General features: G+C 71.9%; 24 protein-coding genes. 10 read left to right on the forward strand and 14 right to left on the reverse strand.

Annotated features, from left to right (window positions below):
• Positions 1–7: 7 nt before the first annotated feature.
• From HNR73_RS12090 to HNR73_RS12110, 5 genes are all read right to left on the reverse strand, one after another.
• A complete protein-coding gene (locus tag HNR73_RS12090; protein WP_184787495.1) occupies positions 8–1,243 on the reverse strand; it encodes an amidohydrolase in 1,236 nt (411 codons plus the stop codon).
• Between the two features lie 473 nt (positions 1,244–1,716).
• On the reverse strand, positions 1,717–2,253 hold the full coding sequence (locus tag HNR73_RS12095; RefSeq protein WP_184787496.1) for a hypothetical protein: 537 nt from the start codon (positions 2,251–2,253) through the stop codon (positions 1,717–1,719).
• Positions 2,250–2,654: a VOC family protein gene (locus HNR73_RS12100; RefSeq protein WP_203687034.1), complete on the reverse strand. Its 405-nt coding sequence runs from the start codon at positions 2,652–2,654 to the stop codon at positions 2,250–2,252. Before HNR73_RS12100 ends, HNR73_RS12095 begins: the two co-directional genes overlap by 4 nt.
• Before the next feature lie 258 nt (positions 2,655–2,912).
• A complete protein-coding gene (locus tag HNR73_RS12105; RefSeq protein WP_184787498.1) occupies positions 2,913–3,281 on the reverse strand; it encodes a YrdB family protein in 369 nt (122 codons plus the stop codon).
• A gap of 10 nt (positions 3,282–3,291) precedes the next feature.
• Positions 3,292–4,200 carry a hypothetical protein gene (locus tag HNR73_RS12110; protein ID WP_184787499.1) on the reverse strand — a complete coding sequence of 303 codons (909 nt, stop codon included), beginning with the start codon at positions 4,198–4,200 and terminating at the stop codon, positions 3,292–3,294.
• Between the two features lie 237 nt (positions 4,201–4,437).
• Between HNR73_RS12110 and HNR73_RS12115 the strand changes: the two genes are divergently transcribed.
• The 4 genes from HNR73_RS12115 (at position 4,438) to HNR73_RS12130 (ending at position 8,741) form a co-directional block, all read left to right on the forward strand.
• Entirely contained in the window at positions 4,438–5,478 is a 1,041-nt protein-coding gene (locus HNR73_RS12115) for a 3-isopropylmalate dehydrogenase (protein ID WP_184787500.1), read from the forward strand.
• A gap of 211 nt (positions 5,479–5,689) precedes the next feature.
• The gene (locus HNR73_RS12120; RefSeq protein WP_184787501.1) at positions 5,690–6,787 is read left to right on the forward strand and encodes a branched-chain amino acid aminotransferase; all 1,098 of its coding nucleotides are present in this window, start codon (positions 5,690–5,692) and stop codon (positions 6,785–6,787) included.
• A 120-nt stretch (positions 6,788–6,907) separates the two neighbouring features.
• Positions 6,908–7,516 (forward strand): hypothetical protein, encoded by a 609-nt coding sequence (locus tag HNR73_RS12125; RefSeq protein WP_184787502.1) that lies wholly within the window; start codon positions 6,908–6,910, stop codon positions 7,514–7,516.
• On the forward strand, positions 7,506–8,741 hold the full coding sequence (locus HNR73_RS12130; RefSeq protein ID WP_184787503.1) for a PrsW family intramembrane metalloprotease: 1,236 nt from the start codon (positions 7,506–7,508) through the stop codon (positions 8,739–8,741). Before HNR73_RS12125 ends, HNR73_RS12130 begins: the two co-directional genes overlap by 11 nt.
• On the opposite strand, the gene HNR73_RS12135 is transcribed toward HNR73_RS12130, so the two are convergent.
• Both HNR73_RS12135 and HNR73_RS12140 read right to left on the reverse strand, forming a co-directional pair.
• A complete protein-coding gene (locus HNR73_RS12135; protein WP_184787504.1) occupies positions 8,738–8,941 on the reverse strand; it encodes an FmdB family zinc ribbon protein in 204 nt (67 codons plus the stop codon). The genes HNR73_RS12130 and HNR73_RS12135 overlap by 4 nt on opposite strands.
• A 15-nt stretch (positions 8,942–8,956) precedes the next feature.
• Positions 8,957–9,541 carry a TetR/AcrR family transcriptional regulator gene (locus HNR73_RS12140; RefSeq protein ID WP_239122415.1) on the reverse strand — a complete coding sequence of 195 codons (585 nt, stop codon included), beginning with the start codon at positions 9,539–9,541 and terminating at the stop codon, positions 8,957–8,959.
• Positions 9,542–9,600: 59 nt separating this feature from the next.
• On the opposite strand from HNR73_RS12140, the gene HNR73_RS12145 reads away from it, so the two are divergent.
• Together HNR73_RS12145 and HNR73_RS12150 are read left to right on the forward strand one after the other, a co-directional pair.
• Entirely contained in the window at positions 9,601–10,491 is an 891-nt protein-coding gene (locus HNR73_RS12145; RefSeq protein ID WP_184787506.1) for a DUF2867 domain-containing protein, read from the forward strand.
• Entirely contained in the window at positions 10,488–10,829 is a 342-nt protein-coding gene (locus HNR73_RS12150) for an MGMT family protein (RefSeq protein WP_239122414.1), read from the forward strand. The genes HNR73_RS12145 and HNR73_RS12150 overlap by 4 nt, the downstream gene beginning before the upstream one ends.
• Here HNR73_RS12150 and HNR73_RS12155 read toward each other — a convergent pair.
• Both HNR73_RS12155 and HNR73_RS12160 read right to left on the reverse strand, forming a co-directional pair.
• The gene (locus HNR73_RS12155) at positions 10,816–12,453 is read right to left on the reverse strand and encodes an ATP-binding cassette domain-containing protein (protein WP_184787508.1); all 1,638 of its coding nucleotides are present in this window, start codon (positions 12,451–12,453) and stop codon (positions 10,816–10,818) included. The two genes, HNR73_RS12150 and HNR73_RS12155, sit on opposite strands and share 14 nt — an antisense overlap.
• Positions 12,453–14,159, reverse strand: a complete 1,707-nt coding sequence (locus tag HNR73_RS12160) for an ABC transporter ATP-binding protein (protein WP_184787509.1) — start codon at positions 14,157–14,159, stop codon at positions 12,453–12,455. The genes HNR73_RS12155 and HNR73_RS12160 overlap by 1 nt, the downstream gene beginning before the upstream one ends.
• 245 nt (positions 14,160–14,404) lie before the next feature.
• On the opposite strand from HNR73_RS12160, the gene HNR73_RS12165 reads away from it, so the two are divergent.
• Entirely contained in the window at positions 14,405–15,691 is a 1,287-nt protein-coding gene (locus tag HNR73_RS12165; RefSeq protein ID WP_184787510.1) for a DUF2254 domain-containing protein, read from the forward strand.
• Here the strand turns inward: HNR73_RS12165 and HNR73_RS12170 are convergent.
• Together HNR73_RS12170 and HNR73_RS12175 are read right to left on the reverse strand one after the other, a co-directional pair.
• On the reverse strand, positions 15,684–16,118 hold the full coding sequence (locus HNR73_RS12170) for an ABA4-like family protein (RefSeq protein ID WP_184787511.1): 435 nt from the start codon (positions 16,116–16,118) through the stop codon (positions 15,684–15,686). The two genes, HNR73_RS12165 and HNR73_RS12170, sit on opposite strands and share 8 nt — an antisense overlap.
• A gap of 114 nt (positions 16,119–16,232) precedes the next feature.
• Complete coding sequence (locus HNR73_RS12175; protein WP_239122413.1) at positions 16,233–16,628, reverse strand: winged helix-turn-helix transcriptional regulator; 396 nt, start codon at positions 16,626–16,628, stop codon at positions 16,233–16,235.
• 86 nt (positions 16,629–16,714) lie between these two features.
• On the opposite strand from HNR73_RS12175, the gene HNR73_RS12180 reads away from it, so the two are divergent.
• From HNR73_RS12180 to HNR73_RS12190, 3 genes are all read left to right on the forward strand, one after another.
• A complete protein-coding gene (locus tag HNR73_RS12180; RefSeq protein ID WP_184787512.1) occupies positions 16,715–17,539 on the forward strand; it encodes an NAD(P)H-binding protein in 825 nt (274 codons plus the stop codon).
• A 5-nt stretch (positions 17,540–17,544) separates the two neighbouring features.
• Entirely contained in the window at positions 17,545–18,396 is an 852-nt protein-coding gene (locus tag HNR73_RS12185) for a haloalkane dehalogenase (RefSeq protein ID WP_184787902.1), read from the forward strand.
• 97 nt (positions 18,397–18,493) lie between these two features.
• Positions 18,494–19,138 carry a Pr6Pr family membrane protein gene (locus HNR73_RS12190; protein ID WP_184787513.1) on the forward strand — a complete coding sequence of 215 codons (645 nt, stop codon included), beginning with the start codon at positions 18,494–18,496 and terminating at the stop codon, positions 19,136–19,138.
• Here the strand turns inward: HNR73_RS12190 and HNR73_RS12195 are convergent.
• From HNR73_RS12195 to HNR73_RS12205, 3 genes are read right to left on the reverse strand one after another with little or no spacing between them, the layout of a single operon-like run.
• Positions 19,083–20,666: a Na+/H+ antiporter gene (locus tag HNR73_RS12195; protein WP_184787514.1), complete on the reverse strand. Its 1,584-nt coding sequence runs from the start codon at positions 20,664–20,666 to the stop codon at positions 19,083–19,085. The genes HNR73_RS12190 and HNR73_RS12195 overlap by 56 nt on opposite strands.
• 3 nt (positions 20,667–20,669) lie before the next feature.
• The gene (locus HNR73_RS12200; RefSeq protein WP_184787515.1) at positions 20,670–20,984 is read right to left on the reverse strand and encodes a DMT family transporter; all 315 of its coding nucleotides are present in this window, start codon (positions 20,982–20,984) and stop codon (positions 20,670–20,672) included.
• A gap of 36 nt (positions 20,985–21,020) precedes the next feature.
• A complete protein-coding gene (locus HNR73_RS12205) occupies positions 21,021–21,803 on the reverse strand; it encodes a tyrosine-protein phosphatase (protein WP_184787516.1) in 783 nt (260 codons plus the stop codon).
• Positions 21,804–22,153: the final 350 nt, after the last annotated feature.

Raw genomic sequence — 22,153 nt, forward strand, 5'->3', positions numbered from 1 at the left:
GGCTCGCTCAGTCCGTTCGCGCCGACCAGGTCCGTGCCGCGCGCACCAGCGCGGCCACGCCGACCTGGAGCGTCGGCTCGATGACGGGCGCGAACAGCGGCGAGTGGTTCGAGGGCAGGCTCAAGGCGATCTTCTTCGCCGAGGCCAGGTCGGTCGCGCCCGCGAAGGCCTTCGGGTCGGCACCGCCCAGGAGCCAGTAGACGCACGGGACCCCGGCGGCGGTGGCGAAGAAGCCGACGTCCTCGCTGCCGGTGACCGGCCCGGGGTCGGCGACGGCTCCGGCACCGAACTCCTCGGTGAAACCGCGCCCGATCACCTCGACCGCGGCGGCGTCGTTGACCAGCATCGGGAAGGAGAGGGTCGGCTCGATCTCGGGTGGCCTCGGCGCCCCGGCGGCGGCCGCCTCGCCGTTGACGATGCGCTCGACGGCGCCCATGACGTGTGCGCGGACGTCGTCGTCGTAGGTCCGGATGTTCAGCAGCAGCACCGCGTCGTCGGGGATGACGTTGTCCTTCGTGCCCGCGTTGAGCGCACCGATGGTGAGCACTGCGGTCTCGCCGCCGGGGACCTCACGGGACACCACGGTCTGGAGCCGCAGGACGGTCGCCGCCGCCATGACGACGGGGTCGACGCAGGCCTCGGGCCGTGAGCCGTGCCCGCCGCGGCCGTGCAGCACGACCCGCAGCGAGTCGGCCGCCGCGAAGGACGGGCCCGCCCGCAGGCCGATCATCCCGGCGGGCAGTGGCGAGACGTGCTGCCCGAGTACGACCTCGGGCCTGCCGAAGCGGTCGTGGAAGCCGTCGTCGAGCATCGCCCGCGCGCCGTCGCCGGTCTCCTCGGCGGGCTGGAAGACGAGCTGGAGGGTGCCGCGCCAGGTGGACGTGTCGGCGGCGAGCGCCTCGGCCGCGCCGAGCAGGCAGGTGACGTGGACGTCGTGTCCGCAGGCGTGCATGACGGGGACGTCGTTGCCGAGGTCGTCGGTGGCGCGGGCGGTGCTGGCGTAGGGCAGGCCCGTCTTCTCCTCGACGGGCAGGGCGTCCATGTCGGCGCGCAGGAGCATCGTCGGGCCGGGCCCGTTGCGCAGGACGGCGACGACGCCGGTGCCGCCGACGTTCTCGGTGACCGCGTAGCCGAAGGCCCGCAGGTATCCGGCGGCCAGCGCGGCGGTGCGGGTCTCCTGTAGCGAGAGTTCGGGGTGCGCGTGCAGGTCACGGTAGGTTCCGGCGAGGTCGAGGGAGCCCATGGCGGCCCTCCGTTCTCGGTGTCGGCTGCGGTGACGCTAACACCGCGACACGGGCCCCAGGTGGCTTTCGCGGGTCAGGCCGTACCCGGGGGACGCGGCGCCGGCACGGACGCACCGGGCCGCCGTCCACGTCGCCGTGGCCGCCGATGGCGACGGCCGTCGGCGCGGTTGCGCCGGGGTCGCGTGGAGCGGGCGGCGACGCGGCCGGGTGATCGCCGGTGACGGCGTTGGAGCCTCGCGGGCAGGGGGGCCGTGAGCTTCGGGCCGTCGTCGTCAGACCCGCGTTCGCGGGGCTCCCGTACTTCTCTGGCGTGCCAACGAAACCGAGGCGCCGGTACGGACGCACCGGGCCGCCGTCCACGTCGCCGTGGCCGCCGATGGCGACGGCCGTCGGCGCGGTTGCGCCGGGGTCGCGTGGAGCGGGTGGCGACGCGGCCGGGTGATCGCCGGTGACGGCGTACGGGCCGTCGCCGTCAGACCCGCGTTCCCGGGGAGAGGATCCGTGGCGGGGTGTAGCCGTCGAAGTCCTTCCGGTCGCCGCAGCCGTGGACGCCGCCGTCGAGGCGGTTGGCGAGGACGACGACCCGCGCGGTGGCCGCCGGGTCGGCGGGCCGCAGGTCGCCTTCGGCGGTGGTCGCCGAGCCGTCGGCGGCGACCTCGGCGAAGACCTCGCCGCAGATCAGGACGACACGTTCGGCGTCGATCGCGCAGACCTGGAGCGCGACGCCGTCGTCGACGACGTGGAACCCGGGGACCGGGGTGACGTCGACGGTGAGGAAGACGTGGTCGCCTTCGCCGGGCACCTGCGGGTGGGGCGCGGTGTGCCACTCGGTGACCTCGGCGGTGAGGTGCTGGTCGTCGCCGTCGCCGCGCATGACCGCCGTCCGGGTGTCGGCAGCGCCCGCGGGCGCGGGTTCGCAGGCGGCGTCGGTGCCGCAGCCTCCGAGCAGGACGACGGCGGCGCAGACGGTGACCACCGGCGGGAGAAGGCGGGGGAGGAGCGCGGTCACGCCGGTTCGAGACTCGTGCCCGCGACCAGTTCGGCCTCGAAGCCGTGCCGGTCGGCGATGTAGGCCGCGTAGTGCTCCGGGCCGCCGGCGTAGGGGTGGCGCTCGGGGTAGAGCAGCTCCCAGCCCTTCGCGGGGGCCTCCTCGACGAGACGGTCGACGGTCGCGGTGTCCTCGGCGTGGAAGGCGAGGTGGTTGAGGCCCGGCCGCAGCCGGTTGTGGCCGCAGTCGGTCATGGCGACCGAGCACTCCATCACGAGGTAGCTCTCGCCGAAGCGCCAGGAGCAGCCGCCTTTCCAGTCCTGGTAGGGCGACCAGCCCAGTTCGCCGAGGAGCCAGCCCCAGCTCTCGCGCGAGGCGGCGAGGTCGGGGACCCAGAGTTCAACGTGATGGAAACCGCCCATGTGGACTCCTACTCGCGGCGTCGGCCGAAACGTGCGAAACCTTACTCCGGCGATCATGGCCCTCGAAGCCCCGTGGGCGGGAGGGCGGATCAGTGACCTCGCCGCCATTTGAGGAAGCCGGACGGTCGGCCGGGAAACGGTGCCGACGGCCGACGGGTTCCGCTCGCCGTCGCGGTCGGCGATGCCGGTCGCCACGTCGTGGGCCGTCGCGTTCCGGCCGCTCGCCGTGGCGGTCCGCCTTGGCGGGGCACCCGCCGGTCAGCGCGAGAACAGCCACCCGATCCGGTCCCACGCCAGCACGTAGTACACCGCCAGCACCGCCGCCGACACCAGCGCGAGTTTCGGCAGCCCGCCGAACCACAGCGCCGCCGCGCCTCCCCACAGCACCACGAACTCGACCCCGAACCGCACCCACCCCGCCACCGGGACGGGCGCCTTGCCGTTGCGGCTGGGGTCGTCGGGCACCGCGAAGGTGCCCCACAGGGCCCCGGCGATCGCCGGTAGCAGCACGACCAGGCCCCACCGCCACGGCGAGGGGAACTCGCGCCAGCCGTAGGCGGCGAAGGAGGCCAGCGCGCACAACTCAAGGACGAGGCGCACGCCGAGCATGACGGGGTTCAGCGACATGATCGAGAAGCTACTCCCGGCCGAACACCGCCAGGCGGGCGTCCCCCGGCAGATACGCGTTCCCGACGGCGAAGGTGGCCGCGAACCACGACTCCGACTCGCAGGCGGTCCGCTCACCGCCGGTCAGTTCGGCGCTCACGACGGCCGGGGTGACCACGAGTTTCGCGCCGTCCTCGGCGCAGCCGCTCAAGACGAAGGCGACCGCCGTCGTGCCGTCGGGCGACTCGTCGCGCAGGGCCTCGCGCAGCTTGGGGGACTCGCCCGCGCCGGCGGCGATCAGCTCCTCGTACAGCTCGGCGCCGCGGCCGTCGCCGAGGCGGACCGGGGCGAGGCCGCCGGTGTCGCCGTCGAGCACGCCGATGGCGACGAAGTCGGTCAGCGTGCCGGGTCCGGCGGTGTTGGCGGGGTCCTCGCCCTCGATCGTGGACACCGCGGCGATCTCGGTGGCGGGCACGGCGAACTGGGCGTAGGCGGTGTAGGAGCGCGCGCATTCGGGACGGTCCAGGCCACCGGTGAAGCGGACCCTCAGGTCGCTCCCGCGCAGGTACAGTTCGGCGCCTTCGGCCAGGCGGCAGCCGGTGTTCGCCGAGACGGCGACGTAGTCGACGGCGGGCGTGTCCTCCATGGTGAACGCGGTGGCGGGGTCGCGGGGTTCGGTGTCGCCGCCACTCGATCCGGTGTTCCATCCCCGGAGGAGCGCGACGTCGATGGGTACGTCGTCGCGGGCGGCGGGGAAGGGACCTTCGGCGGTGTCGGGCACGAACTCGGCGACTTCGGCGTTCACCTTTCGCTCCGCCGGGGGCTCGCAGGAGAGGGTGTTGACGGCTCCCGACGCGCCGCAGGGCGGCGTTCCGGCGTCGCACGCGGCGAGGAGACCGGCGGCGAACAGCAGGGGCACGAGGACGATGGCACGCTTCATGCCGCTTCAGACGGAGATCACGCGGGACCGGTTCCGGGTTCAGGCCGCCGTGACCGAATTGTGAGCAGAGCGGCGAGCACCCACCATCGACGACCACATCATGGGACGGCATGGCCGCCATTCGGGACGACTCGATATGGTGCAGTAGATTCAGCCGCCTGAATCCGCGTTAAGACGGCCCCGGCCGCCCGGCGCACTCCGCACCATCACGGTGCACCCCGACGAGGAGGTCATTCGGTGACAGCGATCGCGGTCATCCCCGGCGACGGCATCGGCACGGAGGTCGTCGCGCAGGCGCGCAAGGTCCTCGACGTCGCGCTGCCCGGATACACCGCCACCGAATACGACCTCGGCGCCCGCCGGTACCACGCCACCGGTGAGATCCTCCCCGAGTCGGTCGTCACCGAACTCGACGGGCACGACGCCATCCTCCTCGGCGCCATCGGCGATCCGAGCGTCCCGCCGGGCGTCCTGGAGCGCGGGCTGCTGCTCAAGCTCCGCTTCGACTTCGACCAGTACGTCAACCTGCGCCCGTCGCGCCTGTGGCCCGGCACGGTCAGCCCGCTCGCCGACGTCAAGCCCGGCGAGATCGACCTCGTCGTCGTCCGCGAGGGCACCGAGGGCCTCTACGCCGGCGCCGGCGGCACCCTCCACGAGGGCTCCTCGGCCGAGATTGCCACCGAGGAGAGCCTGAACACCCGCTACGGCACCGAGCGCGTCATCCGCGACGCCTTCGAGCGCGCCCGCCGCCGCGACCGCAAGCACGTCACCTGCGTCCACAAGACCAACGTGCTCACCCATGCCGGCGGACTGTGGCGCCGGACCTTCGCCGACGTCTCGGCCGACTATCCCGACGTCGCCACCGACTACCAGCACGTCGACGCCGCCGCCATGTTCCTCGTGACCAGGCCGCAGGCCTACGACGTCATCGTGACCGACAACCTCTTCGGCGACATCCTCACCGACATCGCCGCCGCCGTCACCGGGGGCATCGGCCTGGCCGCCTCCGGCAACGTCAACCCCGACCGCACGCACCCCTCGATGTTCGAGCCGGTGCACGGGTCGGCCCCCGACATCGCGGGCAAGGGCGTCGCCGACCCCGTCGCCGCGATCATGTCGGCCGGACTGCTCCTCGAACACCTCGGCCACGGGGAAGCCGCGACCGCGGTGACCCGGGCCGTCGCCGCCGACCTCGCCGAGCGGACCCCCGGCGAACGTCTCGGCACCGACGCGATCGGCGATCGAGTAACCGCGCGGGTAGCCGAGATCCTCGGCTGACCCGCCTCGCGTCCCTCCCACGTGTAAGAACATCCTTGGGCGCCCGGCGGATCCTTCCGCCGGGCGCGTTCGCGTGCGCGACCGGTGGTGGGGTGTTCCGGCGCTCCTGAACGAACGGTAAGTTGATATGGAAAACACCATCACCGCCCCGACTCGCGCCGGGGTCAAGCCCTTCTCGCATCATGAGAACGACGCCTCCGGAGGTCCACGCATGAGCGGTGCCGATCTGCTCGGATTCGAAATCCGGCCGAACCCGAAACCCGCCACCGACGAGGAGCGGGCCGCGATCCTGGCCGACCCCGGCTTCGGGAAGACCTTCACCGACCACATGGTCACGATCAAGTGGACCGAGGGCATCGGCTGGCACAGCGCGACCGTCCAGCCCTACGGCCCGTTGTCCCTGTCGCCCGCCACCGCCGTCCTGCACTACGCGCAGGAGATCTTCGAGGGCATGAAGGCCTACCACGCCGCCGACGGTGGCGTGACCCTCTTCCGCGCCCGGGAGAACGCCCGCCGCTTCGTCGAGTCGGCACGGCGCATGGCGATGCCGGAGATGCCGGAGGAGCTGTTCCTGGAGTCCCTGGAGCAGCTGGTCGGCATCGACCGGAAGTGGATCCCCGGCGACGCCGAGACGAGCCTCTACCTGCGGCCGTTCATGTTCGCCTCGGAGGCCTTCCTCGGTGTGCGCCCGGCCAAGGAGTACCTGTACTGCGTGATCGCCTCCCCGGCCGCCGCCTACTTCAAGGCGGGCCCGAAGCCGATCTCGGTGTGGGTCTCCGAGGAGTACACGCGTGCCGCCCCCGGTGGGACCGGTGCGGCCAAGTGCGGCGGCAACTACGCGACCTCCCTGCTGCCGCAGGCCGAGGCGATCGAGCGGGGCTGCGAGCAGGTCGTGTTCCTCGACGCGGTGCACCGCAAGTACGTCGACGAGCTCGGCGGCATGAACGTCTTCTTCGTCTACGACGCCGACCGTACGGTCGTCACGCCCGAGCTGGGCACGATCCTGCCCGGCATCACCCGGGACGCCGTGGCGACGCTCGCGCGCGACTTCGGCTACGAGTTCGTGGAGCGCGCCTACTCCATCGACGAGTGGCGGGCCGACGCCGCAGATGGGACGCTCACCGAGGTCTTCGCCTGCGGGACGGCCGCCGTGATCACCCCGATCGGCATGGCCAAGGGCCGCAACGGCGACATCGAGGTCGGCGGCGGCAAGGCCGGTGAGCTGACGATGCGGCTGCGCCAGGCGCTGCTCGACGTCCAGCACGGCACCGGTCCCGACCGGCACGGCTGGATCACCCGCGTCGCCTGATCGGGCAGACTTCCCCCGGCCCCCGGCGAGCGACTCGCCGGGGGCCTTCGCCTTTACGCGGAGCGGGACGAATGGCTCGCGAAGAGCACATAAGCTACCGGCACCGAACGTCACGGAGGGGTGGACGTGATCGAAGGCGCGGTACGTCTCAACAGGTTCGGCCTGGAGCGGGGGAGGTTCTGGTCGGCGGCGCTGCTGGCCCTGGCCGTTTTCGCGCCGGCGCTGTTGTGGACCCAGTGGGACGGGGCGGTCGACGGTGAGGAGGCGGTCCCGTCGGGGACCGTCATCACCTTGGAGGCGAGCTCCAATCCGGGCGCCGTCGGCAAGGGCCGGGTGTGGTTCACCGTCCCCGGTGACGGGTGGGTCACCGAGACGGGCGCGAACCGGCAAAGCGCGGTGACGCTGGTGCATTCGCCGGTGGTGGTGCGGACCAGTGCCATCGGGGGTGTCGACGACATCCTCGTCCTCTTCGAGCGGCAGGCCCGTGACCTGCGCATGGGCAACCGTGTCCTGTTCGCCACGGGCTCGCGGGACTACGTGACCCCGACGGGTCTGACCGGGTACTGGGGTGACCTCACCGGGGAGCGGTACAGCGGTGCGCTGATCGTCGTGGGCAGGGGCGAGGTGGCCGCGGTGATCGTCGCGGTGGCGCCCCTCGGCCGTCTGGAGGACCAGCTCGGCGACCTCACGAACATCCTCGCGACCTTGGAGGCGAGCGATGTCGAGTGACGTGATGACGCGCGTGGTCATGGAGGGCCAGGGCACCTTCGTGCGGGTCCGGCGGCCCGCGTACTGGCTCTACGTCGGGCTGCTCGCCTTCGGGCTGCTCTACATCGGTGACCGGCTCAGTGGCGCCTTCGGTCATCTCGCGGGTGCGTTGTGGGTGCCGATCGTGCTCAACGGCCTGCTGGCGGCCCTGTTCATCTGGATTCTGGGCCGGATGGACCTCTTCGAGCGGGAGCCGGCGGCGGTCCGGGCGGCGGCGCTGCTGTGGGGCGCGCTGGTCGCGACCTCGTTCGCGATCATCGCCAACAACGCGATGGTCTCGCTGATCACGAAGCTCTACGGGGTCAACTTCGCCACGAAGTGGGGCGCGGCCCTCGCTGGCCCGATCAACGAGGAGTGGCTCAAGACCCTCGGCGTGGTCTGCATCGTGCTGATCGTGCGCGAGCATTTCCAGCGTTCGATGGACGGCCTGATCTACGGGGCCTTCGTCGGGCTGGGCTTCCAGGTCGTGGAGAACCTGACCTACGCGATCAACAACGCGGTGAGCAATCCCAACAGCGACCTGGCGGGTTCGGTCTCGGTGACGCTGCTGCGGATCCTCATCGCGGGCCCCTGGAGTCACCCGGTCTACAGCGGTGTGGCCGGACTGGGCATCGCCTTCGCGGTGACGCAGACGGGCCGGACGCGCGCGATGCGGTACGGGGTGGCGGCCGCGTGCTTCCTGGCGGCATGGGCGCTGCACTTCCTGTGGAACTCGCCGTTGCCGGCGTGGTTGCCGAAGGGTCTGGCCTTCTTCGCCGTCTACGGCAAGGGTGCGCTGATCCTGGTCTTCTTCTTCATTCTGTACGGGATCTCGGCCCGGCGCGAGTGGCACTGGTTCACCGAGATCATGCACGACGAGCCCGAGTCGGTGATCACTCCGGCGGAGCTGGAGTCGATGCGGACGCTGCGGACCCGCCGCCTGGCGCGCAAGAAGGCCGCCAAGGACTACGGCCTGTACGGCAAGCGGATCATGACCCGGCTGCAGCGCGCGCAGGTCGTTCTCGGTGAGGCGAAGGCACGGTGCAAACGCGCCGACGGGGACCTCGCGTCGGCGCCGGACGTGCTACTCGCGCGGGCGAACATCGTCGGGATCCGCGAGGAGCTCAACGCCCCCGGGAAGAAGCGGATCGGGCTCAAGACGCGCAAGCAGGAAGGCGAGGACGTCGGGGAGCCGCCGGCCCGTTAGGAGCAGCAGCCTCCGCCGCAGCAACCGCCGCCGCCACCGGCCGGCGCGGCCGCGGCGCCGGTCAGGCCGACCGTGGACAGGAGTTTTACGGAGTCCTCGTGGCCCTGCGGGCAGGGCGCGGGATCGCTCGACTCGCTCATCGGGCGGGTGAGCTCGAAGGTGGCTCCGCAGGCGCGGCAGCGGTAGTCGTAGCGAGGCATGCGGCGATCGTATCGTCACGGAGCGGCCGGCGCACCCGTCAGGAGCGCGTCGACCGTCGAGGAGATCAGCGCCAGCCGTTCGCCGTCGCTTTCGGGGAGGGCCGCGGGCGCGGTGTTGGCGAGCTGGGTGTGGCCGAGGTAGACGCTGACGCCGATGACCGCGCGGCGGCGGGCCTCGCCGGGCGGGAAACCCACCTCGCCGAAGAGGCGCGCGACGTAGTCGACGCGGCGTTCGCTGATGCGGCGCAGGACCGGCCCGACGGCGGGGTGCCCGGCCGAGGCGAGCAGGGACAGTTCGATGCGGTGGGTGGTCCCGTGTTCGATGACGGTGGCGAAGAGGCGGCGCAGTTTCACGACCGGGTCGGGCTCGGTCTCGATGGCGGCGATGACCTCGGTGGTGCCGCGTTCCTCCCAGCGCAGCAGCGCCGCCTCGATGAGGGCGTCGCGGTTGCGGAAGTGCCAGTAGAAGCTGCCCTTGGTCGTGTTCAGCCGGGCGGCGAGGGGTTCGACGGCGACGGCGGCCAGGCCGCCCCGGGCGAGGGCGTCGAGGGCGGCGTCGGCCCAGTCGCCCGCGGTGAGACGGGAAGCTCGTTGCGACATGACCATACGCTAGCGTACGGTCAAACCATACGGTCGCGTATGGAACCTGGGAGGTCCTCATGCGAAACGTTCAGACCCGCGTCATCGACGCCCCCGCCCACGTCGTGGACGCCCTCCTCGACACGCTCGCCACTCCCGGCGACCGGATCTGGCCGAGCCCGGCCTGGTGGCCGCTGCGACTCGACGGCCCGCTCGCGCCCGGCTCGTCCGGCGGCCACGGCCCGGTCCGCTACACCGTCACCGCCCGCGAGCCCGGCCTCGTCCGCTTCGCCTTCCGGCCCGTCCGCCTCGAAGGCGAGCACGAGTACACCGTCACCCCCGACGGCCCCGAACGCTGCGTCCTCACCCACACTCTCACCGGCCGCGCCATCGGCAGCGGTCGCGTCACCTGGCCGCTGATGATCCGCTGGTGCCACGAGGCCCTCATCCAGGCGTCCCTCGACAACGCCGAACACGCCGCCACCGGCCGCCTCGCCCGCCCTCACCGGATGAGCCCCTGGGTGCGCCTGTGCCGTTACCTCCTGCGGGACAAGCCGGTCGCGACGGCGATTCCCGAGCGGGCCGCGCTGGCCCACGGGGCCTTCCCACGGCCGGACTACACCGACTCGTTCAGCATCCGGCTGCGCCCCGGGATGCCGGAGGACCCGGCGGCCTGGGCGTCGGCGATCTTCTTCCACCGCCCGTTCCCGACGTTCGCCGCCGCCGACGGTGAGGTCCTCATCGGCGACACCTCGCCGGTCGACTTCCGGGTCTCGGTCCTTGTCGACGGCGAGCGCCTGCACATGTCCACGCTGGTGCGGCTGCGCGGCCCGTGGGAGCGGCTCTACTTCCGCTTCGTGACCCTCTTCCACCGCGCCTTCGTCAAGGCGATGCTGCGGCGCGCGGTCGCCCGCGCGTGCGTCGCGCCCGTGCGGCCGGACGCCCCCGCGCGCGGCATGATGGTGCGGTGATCGAGGAGCTTCCCGAGTACGCCGAACGGGTCCTGGCCGCCGCCGAGCTGATCCCGCCGGGGAAGGTCATGACCTACGGCGACGTCGCCGAATGGCTGGACGAGGGCGGGCCGCGCCAGGTCGGCCGCGTCATGACCCTCTACGGCTCCGCCGTCCCGTGGTGGCGGGTCGTGCGCGCCGACGGGAGGTTCCTCCCCGGCCACGAGCAGCGCGCCCTCGCCCACTACCGCGAGGAGGGCACGCCGCTGCGGTACGCGAACCGGGCGAGCACCGGGCACGCGCCGAGGCTCGACCTGGCCCGCGCCCGGTGGCACACCGAGGACGTCAGCCCAGAGTGATCACCCGCGTGGCCCGCCCGAGGGCGTAGGGGTTGTGGCTGACGGCGAGGATCGTGCGGTCCCCACCGAGGAGCCGTTCCCACAGCTCGCGGGCGGTCACCGCGTCGAGCGCGCTGTCGACGTCGTCGAGGACGAGCAGCGCGGGTTCGCGCTGCAAGGCGCGCGCGAGGGCGACTCGCTGCGCCTGTCCGCCGGAGAGCCTGCGCCCGCCGACGCCGATGAGCGTGTCGGCGCCCTCGGGGAGGGTGTCGAGGTCGGCGGACAGGACGGCGACGCCGACGGCCTGTTCGATGTCGCCGCCCGCGCCGAGCCGGACGTTGTCCGCGACGGTTCCGGTGAACAGGTGCGGGACCTGTGGCACGTAACCGATGCGGGGCGCGATGAGGAACTCGGCGGGTTCGATCTCGGTGCCGTTCCAGCGGACCGCGCCCGACTGCCGGGGCAGCAGGCCGAGGATCGCGCGCAGGGCCGTGGTCTTGCCCGTCCCGACCGCCCCGGTGAGGACCGTCAGCGAGCCCGGCGTGAGATCCAGGTCGAGGCCGTCGACACCGCCGCCGGAGGCGTGGCGGCAGGCGAGTCCCCTGACCCGGAGGGAACCCAGTGGTTCGGCGGGCCCGGTGTCCCGGCGCGGCTCCGGTGGGGGCGTCCGCAGCCAGGTCCGGGTCGGGGCGGTCACCGGCGCCGGTGCGGCGAGTTCGGCGAGCCTGTCGAGGGAGACCCGCGCCTGCCGGAACCGCTGACGCAGCACGCCGCCCAGTGCGACGACCTCGCCGAGTTCGGCGGCGAAGAAGACGAACAGCGCCATGTCGCCGATCGTCAGCGTCCCGGCCGCCAGCTCCTTCGCCGCGAGGACCATCACCAGGCCCGCCGCGACGTTCATCGCGAAGTGGTAGACGACCGACTGGATCTGCGTCGAGGTCTGCTCCCTGACCGCGATCCGCTCCCGCCGCCGGCCCAGTTCGCGCAGGCGCGCCACGGCGTGCTCGCGGTGCCCGAGCGCGCGGACGGTCGCCGCGGCCCGCACCGTTTCGCCGATGATGCTGCCGACCTCGGCGGCCGCTTCGCGGCTGGCTCCGCGCTGGCGGCGCACGCGGCCGTCGAACATGCGCGCGACGGCCACGACCAGCGCGAAGGGCAGTGCCACGCCGAGGGTCACGACGGGACTGATGGCCAGCATGATCGCCAGGACGGGCAGGACCCCGGCGAGCCGCCCCACGTTGTTCGCCGTCCAGGCCGGGAGGATGCGCAGTTCGCTCACGTCGCGGCCGAAGCGGTCGACGACGTCGCCGATCTCGTGCTCGGTGGCCGCCGCGGCCGGGCGCCGCAGGATCCCCGCGAGGGTGCTCGTGCGCAGCCCGGCCGCGACGCGCTCGATGTAGCGGACCTCGAAGCGGGCCATGGACAGGTCGAACCAGAGCGTCGTCCAGGCGAGGTTGACGGCGGCGAGCGCGGCCAGCGGCAGCCACACCGCCCCACCGCCGGCGAGGCGATCGAAGACGACTTTGAGCAGCAGTCCCGAAGAGATGACGGCGACGCGGATGAGCAGCGCGAAGCCGACCTGGAGGGTGAAGCGCGGCCAGTGCCGGGTGAACAGGTGGGTGAGACGCGCGGTGGTCGCCGGCATCAGGCCCGCACCTCGCTTCCCACCGAGCGCAGGGCACGGGACAGACGCGAGTCCGGCCGGGCGGCGAGTGCGGCGTAGGCACCGCGTTCGGCGACCCGGCCGTCCTCGATGACGGCGACCTCGTCGGCCGACTCGACGGTGTCGAGCCGGTGCGCGATGACGATCGAGGTCCGCCCGGCGAGGAGGGTGCGCAGGGCCGCCGTGACCGCCGCGCGGTCGGCCGGCGGGATCCGCGACGACGCCTCGTCAAGGACCACCAGGCCGGGGTCGCGCAACAGCACCCGCGCGATCGCCAGGAGCTGCTCCTGCCCGGCGGACAGGCCGTGCCCGGAGCCGAGGACGGTGTCGAGCCCCCCGGGCAGGCCCGCCAGCCACCGGCCGAGACCGGCCGCGGTCAGCACCTCGACGATCCGCGCGTCGGGCACCGAGGCGTCGAAGATCGCGACGTTGTCGCGCACCGAGACCGCCAGCACCCGCACCTCCTGCGTGACGTAGGTGACCGACCGGCGCAGCGACTCCGCGCTCGTCTCCCGCAGGTCGATCCCCCCGACCCGGACTACGCCCGCGCCGGGGTCGAGCATCCGCGCCGCCAGTCGCGCGATCGTGGTCTTCCCACCGCCGGACACGCCGACCAGCGCCAGTTGCCGGCCCGCCGGGACCGTCAGCGACACCCCGCGCAGGACCCGCCGGTCGGGGTAGTCGAAGTCGACACCGTCGAACTCCACCGGAAGCGGCCCGTCCGGCAGCTCCCGCTCGCCGGGGGTGATCGTCGGCCGCTCGGCCAGCAGCTCCCGGCACCGGCGGATCGCGGCGAGGGAGTCGTCCACCTTGGACATGTTGTTGGAGATGACGAACAGCGGGATCCGCATCAGCGTCAGGAACGCCACCACCGAGTACACCTCGCCGACCGTGACCGCGTCCGCCCGGTACAGCGCGATCGCCCCCGCCAGCCCGAGCACGACCGCCGTCGCGTTGAGGTGCTGGGCCGTGCGCGGCCAGCGGACCTGTGCCAGCGTCGCCCGCTTGCGGGCCTCGAAGAGCGCGCGGTTGAGGGTGACCAGGCCGTGCAGCGTGTGCGCGGTCGCGCCGTTGGGCACCAGATCCTCGGCGCCGCGCACCCGCTCCTCGACGAAGCCGCTCACCTCCGCCTCGGCCGCGCTCGCCGCCGCCGAGGCGGGCACCGCGGAGCCGACCATCCGCCGGACCAGCGACAGTCCGGCGACGACCAGGGCGGTGCAACCGAGCCCGATCCGCCAGTCGACGAGCAGGAGCATCACGCAGACGCCGAGCAGGAGCAGCGCGTTGACGGCCAGGAGGATCAGCAGGCGGGAGGCGAAGTCGGCGAGCCTGCCGGTGTCGCCGTCGATGCGGGAGATGAGTTCGCCGGGGGAGTGGGCGCTGTGGAACTCCAGGTCGGCGTCGAGGGCGTGGGCGAGCAGGTCGGCGCGCAGTTCGTTGGTGGTACGCCAGGCGAGCCGGCCGCCGATGGCCTCGGCGGCGACCTCGACACCTCCGGTGAGGGCGACGGAGACGAGGTAGAAGACGCCGAGGCCGATCAGGCCGGTGAGGGCCTCGCCGCCGGTGGCGCCGTCGACGAAAGCGCCGAGCAGTCGCGGCCCGGCCAGCTGCAGGGCGGTCGCGGTGAGCAGGAGAACGGCGAGGAGAGCGGCCAGCGGCCAATGTGGACGGATATGTCGCGTGAGCATGATCCTCCGTGGTTTTCGGGCACGCGGAAGCCACCGCGATTGCGGCGGTGGCTGCGCTAAAGGAATCGTCGATGCCAACTTTAAGGCTCTGACCTGCGGAAAGATAGCCTGTCATGGGCGGGAATCCGCTGCTATCGTTGACTTATCGGGGGAGTTTTCGGAGCGCCTTTCGCGCGTTGTGCCGCACCGACGAATCTGCGGCGTTCACCCTGATTCCCGGCCCGGTGCCGCATAGCCTTTCGATCATGTGGTCCCGCCGTCCGCGCTCGCCGATCCGCGAGCATCTGCGTGACACGTTCTGGTTCGCGCCGCTGGCGACGATGGCCCTGGCCTGGATCCTGGTCGGGATCGCGATCTCGGCCGACGAGCTGCTCGTCGACGCCGCCCGCGATTCCGGTGGCGCGGAGGCGGTCGCCTCATTGCAGTCCTTCTCCGACGCCGCGCGCGGGATCATCTCCGGTGTGGCCGCGGCGATGCTGACCTTCGTCGGTGTGGTGTTCTCCATTTCCCTGGTGGCGCTGCAAATGGCGTCGAGTCAGTTCTCGCCGCGCGTGCTGCGCCTGTACGTGCGCAGCCGGATCACCAAGGCGACGCTGTCGGTCACCTTGGCGACCTTCGTCTTCGCGTTGTACGCGCAACTGGGATACGACGACGAGAAGGATCCGGCGCTGGTGGTGTCGGTGCCGGTCGTCTCGGCGGCCGTCGCACTGGCCCTGGTGCAGGTCTGCCTGGTGCTGTTCGTGCTGTACGTGAACGCGACGCTGCGGCTGATGCGCGTGACCTTCGTGCTGGAGCGGATCGTCGGCGAGACCATGCGGGTCCTGCGCTACTGGCGTCTCGACACCGGTTTCGCCTCGCCGCCGGCCGGTACCGGGACCGTCGTGCGCCACGCGGGCCGTTCGGGGGTCCTGCGCGACGTGCACCTGCCGCGGCTGATCCGCGTCGCACGGCGGGCGGGCGCCGTGGTCGAGGTCCTGCCCGAGGTCGGCGACTTCCTGACCACGGGGACGCCGGTGTTCCGTGTGCACGGCGCTGCCCTCAGGGTGCGCGGGCTCGGGCGGTGCCTGAGCGTCGGAACCGAACGGAGCATGCACCAGGATGTCGGCTTCGGGCTGCGGCAGCTCACCGACATCGCGATCCGCGCGCTCTCCCCGGCCGTCAACGACCCGACGACGGCCGTCGCCGCGATCGACCGGCTGCACCAGGTCCTCGCGCGGGTGGCCACCGAACCGGACAGCGCGAGCGTGTGGCGGGACCGGCGAGGGCGGGTGCGGGTGGTGATCAGCGAACCGGGTTTCGCCGGGATGGTCGCGCAGGCCTTCACCGAGATCCGGCGCTGCGGGATCGAGGCGCCGCAGGTGACGCGGCGGCTGACCGCCGCCCTGGGGGATCTGGCGTCGATCGCGCTGCCCGAACACCTCGAACCCCTGCGGCGCGAGCAGCGGCTGCTGGCCGAGGGGGTCGCGGCGTCGGTCGGCGGCGTCGAGGAGCGGATGTTCGCGCTGCTGCCGGACCGGCAGGGGATCAGCTGACCTCGCGCGGCTTCCAGAACGGGAGGTGGCGGACGGCGAGGTAGACGAGGAAGCCCAGCGGGCCGAGCAGGATCGTCAGGACCAGGATCGGCGCCATCAGCAGGACGCTGACCCCGCGATCGCGTGCGTCGAGGTACATCCAGCGGCCGACGAACAGGTCGAAGGCGATGAAGTGCGCCCACCCCAGTGCCGTCCCGTCAGGCGTGGCCAGGAGTTCCGACACCGCGTCGATGGTGGGCTGGGCGACGGCGGGTAGCAGCTCGCCGAGCCGGGGGAGCGCGAGCACGGCGTAGATCACGGCGGCGGGCGCGGCGATGAGCGGTGAGGAGATGATCCGGCGGGTCCACGACCACGTCGGCAGGACGATCATGAGCAGCCAGAAGGGGGCGGCGGTGAGGAAGACGAGGGAGAAGAGGGGCTCGGCCATGGGGCGCTCCGGGTGGGGTGGATGGGATGGGACAGCGGAATGGCGAGTGGATACTGATACTACCTGCTATCCATATGCGCGTCACGCTGATCCGCGCCGAGCCGGCCTTCGGCCTCAGCCCGCCTTGTCGTACTCCTCCTGCGTCGCGCGGATGTCCAGCGCGTTGTCGCGCAGCCACGCGAACATCTCCGACAACGGCGCCGCCGTCCCCACACCCAGCGGGGTCAGGCCGTAGGTCACCTTCGGAGGCGTCGCCGGTTCCACCTCGCGCCAGAGCAGACCGTCGCGGACCAGCGCCCGCAAGGTCGACGACAGCATCTTCTCGCTCACGCCGGGGATCTCGTCGCGGAGTTCGTGGAACCGCATCGCCCCGCCCCGCAGGGCGATCAGCACCCACACGCCCCAGCGGCTGGTGACGTTGTCGAGCACCTTACGTGCCGGGCAGTTCGCGTGAGACGCGCCACTCACCGACGGCGGCGCCCACGCCATGACCTGTTCTCCGCCATCCACGTCGTGAGCTTACGTCGACGTAAGTCCTTCCGGAAAACGCTCGTGCTTCCTAACTTTGGCCTCCACAAGCCACCAAGGAGCCAGCAATGATCGTTGTCACCGGAGCCACCGGAAACGTCGGCCGCGTCCTCGTCGGCCTCCTCGCCGACACCGGCGAGAAGATCGTCGCCGTGTCGCGGACCGCCGCCGAAGGCCTCCCCGAAGGCGTCGAACACCGCGCCGCCGACCTCGGCAGACCCGAGACCCTCGCCACCGCCTTCGACGGCGCCGACGCGCTCTTCCTCTTCGGCGGAGGCGACCGGCCCGCCGAGGTCGTCGCCGCCGCGAAGACCGCCGGGATCACCCGCGTCGTCCTGCTCTCCTCCCAGGGGGCGGGCACCCGCCCGGAGAACCCCGGCCACCACGGTCTGCGCGCCTTCGAGGCCGCCGTCACCTCCTCCGGCCTGTCCTGGACCGTCCTGCGCCCCGGCGGTTTCGCCTCCAACGCCTTCGCCTGGGCCGAACCGGTCCGGACCGCGCGACTGGCGCCCTCACCCTTCGCCGACGTGGCACTGCCCTTCGTCGACCCCGCCGACATCGCCGCCGTGGCCGCCGCCGCCCTGACCGAACCCGGCCACGACGGCAGGACCTACGTCCTCACCGGACCCGCCGCCCTCAGCCCGCGCGAGCGCGCCGCCGTGATCGCCGAAGCCGTCGGCGCACCCGTCCGCCTCGTCGAGCAGACCCCCGGCGAGGCCCGCGCCCAGATGCTCACCTTCATGCCGCCCGAGGTCGTCGAGTCCACCCTCGACATCATCGGCTCGCCCACCCCGGCCGAGCAGGCCGTCAGCCCCGACATCGCCGCCGTACTCGGCCGCGAACCCGGCGACTTCGCCGGCTGGGTCGCCCGCAACGTCGTGGCCTTCCGGTGAGCGCCGTGCGGACCGTCCCCGTCCTGGGCACGACGATGGCCCACCGCGAACGCGGCGACGGCGCCCCCGTCGTCTTCCTGCACGGCAACCCCACCTCCTCGCACCTGTGGCGCGAGGTCCTCCCCGCCGTCGACGGCCACCGCCTCCTCGCCCCCGACCTGATCGGCATGGGGGAGTCCGGGAAACCCGACCTCGCCTACACCTTCGCCGACCACGCCCGCCACCTCGACGCCTGGCTCGACGCCCTCGGCCTCGGCGAGGTGGTCCTCGTCGGCCACGACTGGGGCGGCGCGCTCGCCTTCGACCTCGCGGCCCGGCGACCCGGGCTGGTCAAGGGCGTCGCCTTCACCGAGACCATCGTGAAACCGATGGCCTGGGAGGAGTTCCCCGACGGCGGCCGCGAGCTCTTCGCCGCCATCAAGACGCCGGGCGTCGGCGAGGAGATGCTGCTCGACCGGAACCTGTTCCTCGACCTCGACGGGACGGTCGCGCACCCGCTGTCCACGGTGGACGCCGAGATCTACCGCGCGCCCTTCCCGACCCGGGAGAGCCGCGTGCCGATCCTGCAATGGGCGCGATCGATGCCGCTGGGCGGCGATCCCGCCGACGTCGTCGCTCGCGCCGAGGCCTACGGCGAGTGGTTCGCCACGACCCCGGAGGTCCCCAAGCTGCTCATCGCCTTCAAGCCCGGGCCGGGCGTGATGATGCACCCGGAGATGATCGCCTGGTGCGAGGCGAACATCGCCGCCCTCGACGTCGACCGCCACGACCTCGTCGCCGGGCACCACTCGCCCGAGGACCAGCCGGGCGCCATCGCCGCCTCGATCAACGCGTGGCTCGGCCGCCACTCACTCTGACCGGGACGATCTCCCCGCTCGCGCCCTCCGCGCGGGCGGGGAAGTCGCGGTTACCCTGATGCGACACAGTGTCAGGTGACGGCAGCGGAGGGTGAACATGTACGGGAAACTCGTCGCCTCCTACCGGCTGCTGTTCGGCCTGCTCACCCTCGGCGTGTTCGTCGAGCGCCTGTTCGCCGGCGCCGACCTCGGCAGGCTCCTGTCCTTCTTCACCATCCAGAGCAACGTCATCGGCGGCGCCGTGCTCGTCTGGGGCGCCGTCGCGATCCTCCGCGGACGCGAGGAGAGCCGCGGCCTCTCCTCCCTGCGAGGGGCGGCCGCGACCTACCTGATCACCACCGGCGTGGTCGTCGTCGTCCTGCTGTCCGACGTGGACCCGGCCGGCCTCGACACCCCCGGCTACGTCGACGTGGTCATGCACAAGATCCTGCCCGTCGTCATGCTCATCGACTGGCTCATCGTCCCGCCGGCGAACCGGCTCGGCGTCACCGACGCCGCGACCTGGCTGATCTACCCGCTCGCCTACGCCGCCTACACGCTGATCCGCGGGCCCTTCGCCGACTGGTACCCCTACCCGTTCATCGACCCGCGCGAGAAGGGCTACGGCCACGTCGCCGTCATGTGCGCCGGAATCACCGTGTGGTTCGTGGCGCTCGCGGCCGCCCTCGTCCGGATCGGGAACCTGCTCAGGAACCGAGCGCCGCGGACCGGACGTCCACTTCCGACATCACCTGGTCGATGACCGTCGGGTCGAAACCGGGCCGGGCCCGCGCGGCGACCAGGGCGTGCCGGGCCGCCGACAGCAGTTCGCGCTCCACCGTGCGCAGCTTGTCGCGGCGGGCGATCATCTCCTGCCGCTCGTCGCGCTGCGCGGGATCGGGCAGCTCCTCCTCCTCGTCGGCGAACATCAGCCGGTAGCGGGCGCGGAAGCGGTCGACGGCCTCGGCGGGGAGCTTGTACTCGGCCAGCAGCTCGTCGAGCCGTTCCTCGGCGGCCCGGCGGGCCACGTCGTAGACCTTGCGGGTGGCCGCGGCCTCCTTCACGGCGTCGACGCGCAGCCCGATCCGCCCGATCAGCCAGGGCAGCGTCAAACCCTGGAGCAGCAGGGTCAGCACGACCACGACCATCGACACGAAGAGGATCTGGTCCCGGCCGGTGAAGGGCTCACCGGTGTCGGTCGTGAAAGGCAGGGCCAGTGCCGTCACGATCGTGACCACGCCCCGCATCCCCGACCAGCCGACGACGACCGCGTCCCGCCACCCCAGCGCCCGCCCGCTCCACAGCCGCCCGGCGCGCGTGAAGAGGTAGGCCAGCGCCATCCACAGCGCCCGGACGCCGATGACCACGACGCCGATCAGGATCGCCACCCAGATCAGCGAGGCCGCCGCCGTCCCGACCGCCTTCCACACCCCGACCAGTTCCAGGCCGATGAGCCCGAAGGTGATCGCGGTGACCATCAGTTCCGTGACGTCCCAGAAGGAGCCGCGCACCAGACGGCCCTCGATGTCGTCGGGATCGGTGGACCGGGCGCCCAGGTAGAAGGCCGTCACCAGGACCGCCAGGACACCCGAGGCGTCGATCTCGTCGGCGGGGATGTAGGCGACATAGGGGACGAGCAGGCTCAGCGCGGTCGTCAGCCGCGAGTCGGAGAGCCGGTCGAAGAGGACCTTGGCGAGAACGCCGACCAGCAGCCCGATCGCCACGGCCGCGATGCCCGCGTAGAGGAACTCCCCGGCGGCCCGCCAGACCGAGAAGGATCCGGCGACGACCCCGGCGACCGCGACCTGATACAACGTCAGCGCCGTCACGTCGTTGAAAAGACCCTCGCCCTCCAGCACCGTGACGAGCCGCCGGGGCAGGCCGAGACGACCGGCGATCGTGGTGACCGCGGCCGCGTCGGGCGGCGACACGATCGCCCCCAGCACGACCGCCGCGCCGATCGGCAGCGCCGGATGCACCGAAGCGGCGACCAGCGAGACGGCCACCGTCGTCACGAACACCAGCACGACAGCCAAGACCAGGATCGGCCTGACGTTCGAGGCGAACTCACGCCACGAGGACCGGCGCGCCGCCGCGTACAGCAGCGGCGGCAGCAGCGCCGGGAGGATCACGTCCGGCGGGATCGCCAGATCCGGCATCGACGGCACGAGACCGAGCCCCAGACCGAAGACGGTCGTCAGCACCGGCGCGGGAACCCGCAGCCGCTCGGCGACCGGCGTCAGCAGGATCCCGCCCAGGATCAGGATGAAGACGACCGACAACTGGCTCACGGTCTAGTGGAAGACCTTCAGGCCGACGACGCCGGCCACGATGAGGACCAGGCAGACGATGCGCGCGATGTTCGCCGGCTCGCCCAGCCAGATCATCCCGATCAGCGCCGTGCCGACCGCGCCGATCCCGACCCACACGGCGTAGCCGGTGCCGACCGGGATCTCCCGCAGCGCCAGGCCGAGCCCCAGCATGCTCAACACGATCGCGACCGCGAAGACCGCGCTGGGCACGGGCTTCGTGAAGCCCTGCGAACGCTCCAGGGCGACCGCCCAGGCCGTCTCCAGGAAACCCGAGATCACCAGCAGGAACCACGACATGAGGTCACTCTAGGTCAGCGACCGGTCGCGCGACCCTCAGTCGAGCAGAGCCGCGCGCAACACGCCGAGAGTCCGGTCGTCGAGCCCGAGTCCCTTGTAGAGGAACTCGTCGAAGGAGCCGAAACGAGCCTCCGCCTCGGCGAACGCCGCCTCCAGGTACGCCGGACGCTGCTCGATGAGCGGACGGAACAGCCCGGTGTCGACCTCCACACCCGAAGCGGCGAACTTCGCCATCAGCTTCTCCCCGGCCGGCAGGAAGTACTCGTTCGACAGGAGATAGTCCGCCATGACCGTCTCCCGATCGACACCCAGGATCGTCAGCACGATCGCCGCGAGCCAACCCGTACGATCCTTGCCCGCCGTGCAGTGGAACAGCAACGGCAGCGAACCGGACTCCGCGATCAGACGCACCGCGTCACCGAAACGCGCGCGCTCCGCGTCATCGGCCACGAACGAGCGGTTGATCGACACCAGCGCCCCCACATTGCGGCCCCCCTCCAAGAGCCGCGCGCGCTCAGCCGGATCGAAAGCCGCGTTGTAGTACCGGTCGAGGTCACCACCACCAACAGGCAACGCCGTGACCTCCAGACCATCAGGGAGACGATCCGGACCCGCCGCGTGAATCTCACCCGCAGTACGGAAATCCACCACCGACGCCAACCCCAGACCCGCCAAAGCCATGACGTCGTCATCCGTGAGGGCATTGAGGGCACCCGCACGGAACAGACGACCCTCGGCCACCACCCGGCCATTGGAAGTCGGGTAACCGCCGAGGTCACGGACATTGGGGGAGCCTTCGAGCGGGAAATGGCGGGGCATGGGAACTCCTTGCCTATGTGAGCGGCTGTGCTGATTTGGGCGGCTGTGCTGGTTTGGGCGGCGCGAACGAAACCGTCTGAAGGGTATGGGATCGGGCTCGGCCCGCCGCCGGTGCGGGGTTCCCGGCGCGGGGGCGGAAGCGTGGCCGGGTTCCCGGGGTGGGGGCGAGCGAAGCGAGGTTCGGGTTTGTGGGGGCGTGTCGTGGGTTCCCGGTGTTGGGTGGGTGAGGTTGTAAGGGCCTGTGCTTGTTTGGGCGGCGCGAACGAGACCGCCTGCCAGGCGTGGGATCGGGCTGCGGCACGCCGCCGGTGCCGGGTTCCCGGCGTGGGTGCGGAAACGCGGCCGGGTTC

The sequence above is a fragment of the Phytomonospora endophytica genome, from assembly GCF_014202425.1.
In the GTDB taxonomy this organism is placed as follows: Bacteria; Actinomycetota; Actinomycetes; order Mycobacteriales; family Micromonosporaceae; genus Phytomonospora; species Phytomonospora endophytica.